The following is a 9,897-nucleotide window of genomic DNA, read 5'->3' as shown; positions in this document are numbered from 1 at the left end:
GGTCGGTATTGCGCGCGTATAGTGTGCACCGACCCCCGGTATCGGGAGCCGTGCATCCCACACCGGGGCGACGGCCGCCGTCCCGGTCCACGTGCAAGGAGGACCGGTGCGAGAGAAGACGATGCCCGCATGAGCGTGCGCGAGACCCGTCCGACGCTACCCCGCCGCGCGACGCTGAGCACCCGCGCCGCGGCCCGCGCCCGCCGCGCCGCGGTGCGCACGGCGAGCCCGCACTACCGCTGGATAGCGCTGTCGAACACCACCTTGGGCGTGCTGATGGCCTCGATCAACGCGTCGATCCTGCTGATAGCGCTGCCCGACATCTTCCGCGGCATCAGCGTGAACCCGCTGGAGCCCGCCAACACGAGCCTGATGCTGTGGCTGATCATGGGCTACATGGTCGTCACGGCCGTGCTCGTGGTCAGCTTCGGGCGCCTCGGCGACATGTACGGCCGGGTGCGCATGTACAACGCCGGGTTCGCGATCTTCACGATCTTCTCGATCATGCTGTCGGTGACCTGGATGCAGGGCACGGCCGGCGCACTCTGGATGATCGTCATGCGCATTCTGCAGGGCGTGGGCGGGGCGATGCTGTTCGCGAACTCGAACGCGATCATCACCGACGCCTTCCCCGTGCATCAGCGCGGCCTGGCCCTGGGCCTGAACCAGGTCGCCGGCATCGCCGGGTCGTTCATCGGGCTCATCATCGGAGGCCTTCTCGGGCCCATCGACTGGCGGCTGGTCTTCCTGGTCTCGGTACCGGTCGGCGTGATCGGCACGGTGTGGGCGTATCTGAGTCTGCACGACACCGGCGTGCGCCGCCGCGCGCGCATGGACTGGTGGGGCAACGTGACCTTCGCGGTCGGGCTGGTGGCCCTGCTCGTGGGCATCACCTACGGCATCCAGCCTTACGGCTCGCACACGATGGGATGGGAGAACCCCGCCGTGATAGCGGCGATGGGCGGCGGCATCCTCGTGCTCATCGTGTTCTGCGTGATCGAGACCCGCGTGGCCGAGCCGATGTTCCACCTGCAGCTGTTCCGCATCCGCGCGTTCACGGCCGGCAACCTCGCCTCGCTGCTGAGCTCGCTCGGCCGCGGCGGGTTGATGTTCGTACTCATCATCTGGCTGCAAGGCATCTGGCTGCCGCAGCACGGCTACGATTTCGCCTCCACGCCACTGTGGGCGGGCATCTACATGCTGCCGCTGACCGTCGGGTTCCTCATCGCGGGCCCCGTGTCGGGCTGGCTCAGTGACCGCTTCGGGGCGCGGGCGTTTGCAACAGGCGGGATGCTGGTGGCTGCGGCATCCTTCGTCTGGCTTCTGGTTCTTCCCGTCGATTTCACCTATCCGCCGTTCGCGGCGGCGCTGCTGCTGAACGGCATCGGCATGGGCGTGTTCGCCGCACCCAACCGCGCCGGGATCATGAACAGCCTGCCGCCCGGCGAGCGCGGGGTCGGCGCGGGCATGAGCACGGTGTTCCAGAACGCCGCGATGGTGCTGTCGATCGGCATCTTCTTCTCGCTCATGATCACCGGGCTGTCGCACTCGCTGCCCGATGCACTGTCGTCGGGACTGGTGGCGCACGGCGTGCCCGCGGCGGCCGCCGCAAAGGTGGCCGCGTTGCCCCCGGTGAGCGTGCTGTTCGCGTCGCTGCTGGGATACAACCCCGTGCAGACACTGCTCGGGCCGGCCGTGCTCGCCCAGCTGCCGGCATCCAGCGCCTCGTACCTGACCGGGCGGGCGTTCTTCCCCTCGCTCATCTCCGGGCCGTTCGCCGATGGGCTGACCGTGGCTTTCATCTTCGCCATCATCGCGTGCGTGGTGGCCGCCATCGCCTCGGCTCTGAGGGGCGGAAAGTACGCGTATGCAGATCCGATTTCGTCTTCTGCCCCGGGAATGGAATGATTTGTTACAGGGTTATTCCAAGAAAGTGGCGCACAATGCGTTGCGGGAGGACACCGTGGGCAAGAACTACGTCGACATCGAGAACGACCAGGGCGAGACGCTGCGCTATCGCAAGCACGCGAACGGCCGCGGTCTGATCGCTCATGGAGCGAAGGTGCATGCCAGCGCCGTCGTGGAGGCGGGTGCCTATGTCGAACCGGGAGCCCAGATCGCGGCCGGCGCCCACGTCGGCCGCGGCGCGTGGATCGAGCGGGATGCCGTCATCGGCCAGGGCGCCCAGATCGCCCCGCACGCACACGTGGGGCCGCACGCCTCTGTCGGCGCGAAGGCCAAGATCGGTGTGCGCACGTACGTGGGCGATCACGCCTATGTCGCCATCGGCGCGCTGATCGGTGACGACGAGACCATCAGCGACGGCGAACGCATCGCCACCGACAAGCGTGGGCTGCACCTGGCCGCCTGATCGGATCAGCTGGCGGCGAAGTCCTTGGCCGCAGCCTCGAGGTCGTCGACCTGGGCGTTCGATCCCGCGAACGTGTAGATCACCGACCCACGCAGCGGATACACATGTCCGGCCTTCACCGCGGGCAGTTGCGCGAACGCGGGCTCATCCAGCACAGCCTGCACGTCGGCTGAGACCGAACCGTCAAGGTTGGTGTCGTAGAAGATGATGTCCTGATCCGCCAGGCTCGGCAGGTTCTCCAGGCTCAGCTCGGTTGCGTAGCGCTCAGGATTGTCGGTGTAGGTGGGGTTGTATCCGAAGCCCGCCGCGTCGATACGCCGGTACGCGAGCGACTTGCTCGTGTCGACCCACACCGCTCCCTGCATGACACCGAAGGCGGTGGCCTTCAGCTCGCCGATCTTGTCGCCATACTGCGATGCGATGTCGGCCAGACGGGCGTCGAGGGCGGACTGCCCACTGTCGAAGTCGGTGCTCTTTCCCACCAGCGCCGCGAGCGTCTCGTAGTTGTCCCACACATCGGTCGGCTCAGCGATCTTCAGGATGCGCACCGGGAACAGCTCACCGAGTTCCTTGTAGTCGATCGTCAGCCCACCGTTGTCCATGCCGACGATGAGGTCGGGCTTGAGCGCGATGACATCCTCGAGGTCGACGCCGTCGAAGCTTCCGACCGACGGTACGTCTTTCACCGCGTTCCACTGCTGTGCCGTCAGCTCGGTGTCAAGCATCTCGCCGTCGAGCGTGCCGACGGGCACGACTCCGATGTCTGCAAGTTCCGACCCGGTGCGCCACAGTGCGAGCACGCGCTGCGGGTGGGCCGGCAGCTCGCCGGCTTCGTAGAGGTAGTCGGCCTTGACATCTGTCACCGCTGCACCCGTGGCCGGTGTCTTCTCCGACGCCGCGGGAGTCGATGAGCACCCGCCGAGCAAGAGCGCAGATGCTGCAATCGCGGCGACGAAGGCGACCCGCGCGTGGCGGGCAGACGGGATGAAGGGCATGGGAGAGCTCCGATCGATGAGCCGGTCGTGCCTGGCGCAACAGAAAACTGGCAGCAGGCTGTGTGAGTGTAGCCTAACCTTACATAAGTGAGTGTCGTCAAATTGCACCGGGCCGCGACCCCGCGGCTGTTCGTCGTGCTCGCCGCGAGCGTCATCCTGCTGCTCGCGGCGATCGGTCTGAGCCTGCTGGTCGGCTCGAATCCCATTCCGCCGCGCGAGGTCTTCGCGGCGATCTTCTTGCGCGACTCGTCTCCCGAGGCGACCGTCATCCTCACCCAGCGGCTTCCCCGCACGCTGCTCGGACTCGCCGTCGGGGTGGCGCTCGGGGCGGCCGGCGCCCTCATGCAGGGCCACACCCGCAACCCTCTCGCCGAGCCGGGCCTGTTCGGCGTCAACGCCGGCGCCGCGTTCGGTGTCGTGCTGCTGTCGTTCGCCTTCCACATCGACAGCACCGCCTCGATCGTGTTCGCTGCACTCCTCGGCGCTGCCGGCGCAACCGCGGTGGTGATCGTCGCTGCCTGGGCGGGACGCGCAAAAGGCACGCCCGTCACCCTCGCCCTGACCGGCGCATCACTGGGTGCGGTTCTCACCGCCGCGACCACGGGCATCGTCCTGCTCGACAAGCAGAGTCTCGACGTCATGCGGTTCTGGTCGGTGGGCTCGCTCACCGGGCGTCCGCAAGATACCTTCGGTCTCATCGTGGGCATGATCGCGCTCGGCCTGGTGTTGGCCTTCATCAATGCGCCGGGGGTGACGGCCCTTGGGCTCGGCGACGACATGGCCCGCAGCCTGGGCAACCGCGTCGCGGCGGTGCGCATTCTTGGAGTCGTCGGCATCACCCTGCTCGCGGCGGCGGGTACCGCGGCGTGCGGTCCCATCGCATTCCTCGGTCTGGTGGCGCCGTGGGCCGTACGCGGGTTCACGGGGCCGCGCTACACCTGGCTCATTCCGCTCGCCGGGATCGCCGGCGCGGTCGTCATGCTGTTCAGTGACGTCGTCGCGCGCATCGCCGTGCCGCAGGGCGAACTGCCTGTGGGCCTGGTCATCGCCGTGATCGGCGCACCGGTGCTCATCGCCGTCGTCTCACGCAGAAAGGCAGCGCAACTGTGACGGTGGATGCCGCATCTCGCCGTTTCGGGCTGGCCCGCGTCATCCCGGGCCGAACCGGGCTGCATCTCGGACCGGTGTCGGTCCTCATTCGGCGGCGCTATCTGCTGGCGCTCGTGCTCACGGTGCTCTCGCTCGCGCTGGTGGCCGGCGTCGCCCTGACCGCGGGCACGATCACCGTCGCACCGGATCGCGTCGTCGCCGCCCTGTTCGGCTTCGGCGACAAGGTGGAGACCCTCATCGTGGGTCGACGTGCGGTGCGCCTGTGCGCGGGGCTGCTCGTGGGCTTTGCCCTGGGCGCCAGCGGGGGGCTCACGCAGTCGCTCACCCGCAATCCGCTGGCCAGCCCCGACATCCTCGGCATCACCACCGGGGCTGGAGTGTTCGCCGTGCTGGCGATCGTGACCCCGGTGGCCGGGTTCGCGGCGGCCGCCCTGGTTCCGGTGGCGGCCCTGTTCGGCGGCTTGGCCACCGCCGCAGTCGTCGTCGGGCTGGCCTGGCGGTCGGGACTCGAGCCTCTCCGGCTCGTGTTGGTCGGCGTCGGACTGACCGCGATCTGCGGCGCTATCACGCAGTGGCTGCTGATGCGCTCCGATGTGGAATGGGCAGCGGTGGCCACCCGTTGGCTGGCGGGCTCGCTCGCCTCGTCATCGTGGAGTGATGTGCGCCTGCTTCTGCCCGTGTGCGTGCTGGGCGCTGTGGCGATCGCGGCGGTCGCGCGACCGTTGGGCGCGCTGCGACTGGGCTCTGACCTGGCGCGGTCGTTGGGCACGGGCACCGGCCCCACCCAACTGGGCATCCTCGTTCTGGCTGTGGTGCTCGTGTCGATGTCGACCGCGGTCGCCGGCCCCGTGGGCTTCGTCGCCTTCGTCGCTCCGCAGATAGCGATGCGTGTGTTCCACACCGCAGGTCCACCGGCATTCGCCAGCGGACTGTGCGGCGCGCTGCTGGTCACCGCGGCGGATCTGACCACTCGATGGCTGCCCGTGGAACTACCCGTCGGCATTCTGACTTCGCTCGTGGGCGGGCCGGTGCTGCTCGTCTTGTTGTTCCGTTATGTGAGGAGGACGAGCTCATGACCGCTGTGCCCGCATCCGATTCGGTCATCGCGCCCGCGTCGACGCCCGACACCCGGCACGACGCGCTGCTCGAGTTGGACGGCGTGAGTGTCGGTTACGACCCCCGTGTGGTGGTGGCGGATGCCTCGTTCTCGGCATCACCCGGAACTGTCACGACGATCATCGGCCCCAACGGCAGCGGAAAGTCGACGCTGCTGCGCGCGATCGGCGGCCTCAGCCGCACGCAGGCCGGCGTGATCCGGATCGACGGTGTCGATGTCGCGCAGCTCGGCGTGCGTGCGCTCGCACGACGGCTCGCGTTGTTGCCGCAGTCGGCGGTGGCCCCCGACGGGCTGACGGTCGCCGATCTCGTCTCGCGTGGTCGTCAGCCCCATCAGCGCTGGTACCGCCAGTGGACGGTCAGCGACGAGCGCGCGACCCTCGAGGCCATGGAGCGCATGGACGTGGCCACCATCGCCAAACGCCCACTCGACGAATTGTCGGGCGGGCAGCGGCAGCGAGCATGGATTGCGATGTGTCTTGCACAGGACACGTCGATTCTGGTGCTCGACGAGCCCACCACCCACCTTGACATGTCGCACGCCGTGGAGATTCTCGAGACCGTCCGGCGGTTGGCGCGGGAGTCGGGCCGCACCATCCTCACGGTGTTGCACGACCTCAGCCTCGCGGCACGGTACAGCGACCGACTCGTGGTCGTCGCCGACGGCGCCATTCAGGCCATCGGCGATCCGGTCGACATCCTCACACCCGAGCTCATGCGTGACGCGTTCCATTTCGCCGCGCGGGTCTTCCCCGACCCGTTCGACGGCACGCCCACGATCGCGCCGGCGGGACTGTGAAGAGCAGGGATGCCGCACCGGGCGGCATCCCTGCTCTTCAGTCGCGTACGTAATGCAGCAGGGCGTTGCCCCAGCCGATCGGCTCGCGTGCGTCGCGGCGCAGGCCGGCTTCGCGGGCCAGTGCGTCGATCTGCTCTGTCGTGCGCAGCGCACCGCCGTGCACGGCGAGCAGCTCAAGGTCGTGCTCGTAGTCGTGCTCACCGGCCAGTTCCGCCACCAGTGCCTCTTCGAAGACCAGAACCGACCCGTCAGTCGTCGAGGCGGATGCCTCGGCCAGAACATGGACGGCGTCGGCGTCGGGAAGTTCGGCGAGCACGCTGACGAGCAGGTACGCCTCGGCGAGGTGCGTGCGACGGTCGAGCACTCCGCCCCGCTCGATCTCAACCCGTGCGGCATCGACGAATGGCAGGCTGCGGGCGGCAGGTCCCTGCGACGGTGGAACAAGCAGACGAACCCGCGCCGCAGGGTGTCGGGCGACCAGCGTCTGCGCGATGTCACCGGCGCCCGGCCCGGTGATCCGCACCTCGCGCAGCGATGAGAGCATCGCCGACTCTGCCAGTGGCGCCGCGCACCACATCGCGAACGTCGTGTGCAGGCGGCTCGCCGCGGCATAGTCCTCGGCGGCGACGATGTCGGCGAAAGGAGCCCCGAAGGTGGTCGTGTATGCCGACGTGCCGGTGCGCACAGCCTCGAGGAGCCCTGTGATGCCCAGCGTCGAGCGTCCTGAGGCCGACCGCAGGTCAAGGCGCTCGCGGTAGTCGTCATTGTCGAGCTCGGCGCCCAGTGGCGTGAGCGACCAGCGCCCTGCGGCATCGGCGGTGACGATGTCCAGCTCGCCGAGATAGCGCAGAAGCCGGACGAGCGCCGGCGCAGCGGCATCCGTCTTCTCGGCGATCCCTTCGCCCGTCAGCGGGGCGGCGCCGATGGCCTCGATCACTCCGAGCGTCGATGCGACACGCACCGCCACTCCGGGGACGATCTCGAGCAGCTCATGCAACGTCTCGGCGGCGTTCTCTTGGGGTGGCTCGATCTCGCCCGCGCCGTCGGCGGCGGCACCCGCGCGACGCCAGTATCCGGCGACCTCGACTCGCTCTCGGGGAAGGCCCTTGTCGTTGCGCAGCCAGCGGCGGATGGGGGTCAAGGTGAGGGTCTCACCGGCCACCCATGCGAAAACGTCGTCTGACTCCCACGGCGCTGCCCGCAGCGCATCGAACAGCAGTGTCGTGGTGCCGGCGGGCGCCCCGTCGCGGCTGAGCCAGGTGAGCGTCACGTCGCCGTCGGTGCGCAGTTCCTGGATGTCTTCCGGGCGCGCCACCTCGATGAACACCTGCGCACGCGTGCCGGCCGGAAGCTCTTCCAGCCAGCGCCCGATGGCGGGAAGCGCCGTCTCGTCGCCGCCGATCAGCAGCCAGCCGACATCCGGGTGTCCGTTGGACATCTTCGGACCGGCGATGTGGATCGTGTCACCGGGTCGACAGCTGTACGCCCACGTCGTGGCCGGGCCGGAACCGTGTTTGACGACATCGAGATCGAGCTCGCCCGCCTGTGCGTTCCAACGGCGCACCGTGTAGGTGCGCGTGTCCGAGAACGAGCCTTCTGGCCAGTTCAAGGTTCCATCCGCTTGCGTGGGCACGACGAACTCGCCGGTCACCGGATCGGGCAGGACGAGCTTGAACTCGTCGTCGAACCCGTCGGAACGAAACGCCGCGACCGGCTGTCCATTGGCCGCGACGTGCGCGTTGAGGCCCGCACCGCCCAGCGTCACCCGACGCATGCCCGGCGTGACATCTGCAACCCGCAGCACGCTGAGCTGTCGGGTCGTGATCGGGAAGATGGCCTGCGGACGAAGGGTGTGCGCCACGAATGCTCCTGGGTCGCCGAACGGTGGTTAGGTAAGCCTAACAAGCCCGCGCGCAGCGGCGGACCGGGACGGCGCGGGCGCGGCGGCGGGCCGGGGCGGCGCGCGCGGCGGCGGACCCGGACGGCGCGGGCGCGGCGGCGGACCCGGGCCGCCTCACGCTTCGCGCCGCACCGCCGTCAGCAGAGGCCGCACGGCGGCCAGCGCCGCCAGCACGAGGCCGAACCCGAGCACGAAGGTCACCGCGACCACGGCGAGCGACGCGGGCGCGACGATCAGCGCAACCCCGACGACCGGTACGCTCAGCGCCACACCCACCGCGGCTCCGCCCAGAGCGGCCCAGCGCAGCGGCACCAGCACGGTGAGGCGCCGGGCGCGGCGCAGCTGTCGCTCCGGCATCCCGAGCCTGTCGAGCCCGACGATCAGAGCGCGGTCTTCGAGCACCGAGGCCGCCTGGGTGACCCCGACCGAGCAGGCCAGCAGCAGAAATCCCGCAGCAAGGGTGACCAGCACGCCGGTGCGCACGTCGGCGAACAGGGTGGCATCTGATCCCGACCCCGCGAGCCCGGCCATTGCGACGCCGACGCCGCCGATCACCGCGATGAACGAGATCATCGCGATGGCCGAGACACGGCGCCACGCGGTCGATGCGTGCGCGGCGAGTTCACGCCCCGCGATCAGGTGGGCGGCCGTGCGAGAACGACGGGCCATCGCACGCCCGCGCGCGGCCACGATGGGCGCTCCGATCAGGTTGATGATCAGCATCGCGACCCCGAACAGCGCCAGCAGCACACCGATCGCGATGGCAGGGCCCAGCAGCTGCCCAAGCGCGCTCAGGTTGGCGACGACGAAGACCACGACGCCCAAGGCGATCGTAGCGATGACGATGACGAGCACGCGCCGGGGCGCGGCATCCGTGCGTTGACGCACCCCGAGCGGTGTCAGGCGCACGCGACGCAGTCCGACCGCGGCGCTGACGGTCGCCAGCACGGTCAGCGCCCCCACGGTGAGGGCGACGATGCCCCACCCGGTCCACACCGCGGCCACACCGATCGGTCCGCCGAAGAACGGAAGCAGCCCGACCACGGGAAGCACGAGCGCATACACCGCGACGCCGGCGAGCGCGCCGACGAAGGCCGTCGCGCCGGCCTCGAGCACGGTCATGGCCGAGACTTCGGCGCTCGAGGCTCCGAGCAGCCGCAGCGTCGCAAGGCGGTCGTTGCGCCGGCGACTGGACAGGCGCGCGGCGGCGGCACCGAGCGTTGCCACCGGCACCGCCAGCAGGATCAGCGCGAGAACGCCGAGCTGGCCGTACAGTCCTTCGCCTGTCGCGCGCGGGTCGGTGAGGAACATCCGCGTGCCGCCGACCACCGTCAGCAGCAGCGCCGTGGTCACCGCGAACGCGACGACGGGAAGCACGAGCGCCGCCCGCCCTTGGCGCGTGGGGCGCGCGAGCAGAGCCGTGAGCGTGAGCACACGCCGCAGCGATCCGATGCGGCGAGGAATGGATGCCGCGGCTGCAGCATTCGGCACGGGCGCAAAGGCTGTCGCACTCATCGTGACGCCCCGGCGTTCTGCGCTGCGGCAGGGTTCTGCACCGCAACGGGCAGGGGCGGTGCCGGCCAGTCTGCGGCGGCGGGGTGCTGTG

General features: G+C 69.4%; 8 protein-coding genes. 5 read left to right on the top strand and 3 right to left on the bottom strand.

The features are described 5' to 3' along the window. Positions 1-129: 129 nt before the first annotated feature. Both ET475_RS09325 and ET475_RS09320 read left to right on the top strand, forming a co-directional pair. The gene (locus tag ET475_RS09325; protein ID WP_207205323.1) at positions 130-1,908 is read left to right on the top strand and encodes an MFS transporter; all 1,779 of its coding nucleotides are present in this window, start codon (positions 130-132) and stop codon (positions 1,906-1,908) included. A 55-nt stretch (positions 1,909-1,963) separates the two neighbouring features. Beyond that, the gene (locus ET475_RS09320) at positions 1,964-2,371 is read left to right on the top strand and encodes a transferase (RefSeq protein ID WP_129393835.1); all 408 of its coding nucleotides are present in this window, start codon (positions 1,964-1,966) and stop codon (positions 2,369-2,371) included. A 5-nt stretch (positions 2,372-2,376) separates the two neighbouring features. Here the strand turns inward: ET475_RS09320 and ET475_RS09315 are convergent, their stop codons facing one another. After that, positions 2,377-3,234 (bottom strand): ABC transporter substrate-binding protein, encoded by an 858-nt coding sequence (locus ET475_RS09315; RefSeq protein WP_165310858.1) that lies wholly within the window; start codon positions 3,232-3,234, stop codon positions 2,377-2,379. Positions 3,235-3,453: 219 nt separating this feature from the next. Here ET475_RS09315 and ET475_RS09310 point away from each other — a divergent pair, with 219 nt between their 5' ends. Genes ET475_RS09310 through ET475_RS09300 form a run of 3 tightly spaced genes read left to right on the top strand, consistent with a single transcriptional unit; the run spans position 3,454 to position 6,391 of the window. After that, a complete protein-coding gene (locus ET475_RS09310) occupies positions 3,454-4,476 on the top strand; it encodes a FecCD family ABC transporter permease (protein ID WP_207205322.1) in 1,023 nt (340 codons plus the stop codon). Then, on the top strand, positions 4,473-5,552 hold the full coding sequence (locus ET475_RS09305) for a FecCD family ABC transporter permease (protein ID WP_207205321.1): 1,080 nt from the start codon (positions 4,473-4,475) through the stop codon (positions 5,550-5,552). The genes ET475_RS09310 and ET475_RS09305 overlap by 4 nt, the downstream gene beginning before the upstream one ends. Further along, positions 5,549-6,391 (top strand): ABC transporter ATP-binding protein, encoded by an 843-nt coding sequence (locus ET475_RS09300; RefSeq protein ID WP_207205320.1) that lies wholly within the window; start codon positions 5,549-5,551, stop codon positions 6,389-6,391. Before ET475_RS09305 ends, ET475_RS09300 begins: the two co-directional genes overlap by 4 nt. A 37-nt stretch (positions 6,392-6,428) precedes the next feature. On the opposite strand, the gene ET475_RS09295 is transcribed toward ET475_RS09300, so the two are convergent. Beyond that, positions 6,429-8,252: a siderophore-interacting protein gene (locus ET475_RS09295; RefSeq protein ID WP_129389009.1), complete on the bottom strand. Its 1,824-nt coding sequence runs from the start codon at positions 8,250-8,252 to the stop codon at positions 6,429-6,431. A 153-nt stretch (positions 8,253-8,405) separates the two neighbouring features. Beyond that, complete coding sequence (locus ET475_RS09290) at positions 8,406-9,782, bottom strand: FtsX-like permease family protein (protein ID WP_242497580.1); 1,377 nt, start codon at positions 9,780-9,782, stop codon at positions 8,406-8,408. Positions 9,783-9,897: the final 115 nt, after the last annotated feature.

This window comes from Microbacterium protaetiae, assembly GCF_004135285.1.
In the GTDB taxonomy this organism is placed as follows: Bacteria; Actinomycetota; Actinomycetes; order Actinomycetales; family Microbacteriaceae; genus Microbacterium; species Microbacterium protaetiae.
This window is presented reverse-complemented; position numbering and strand designations above follow the sequence as displayed.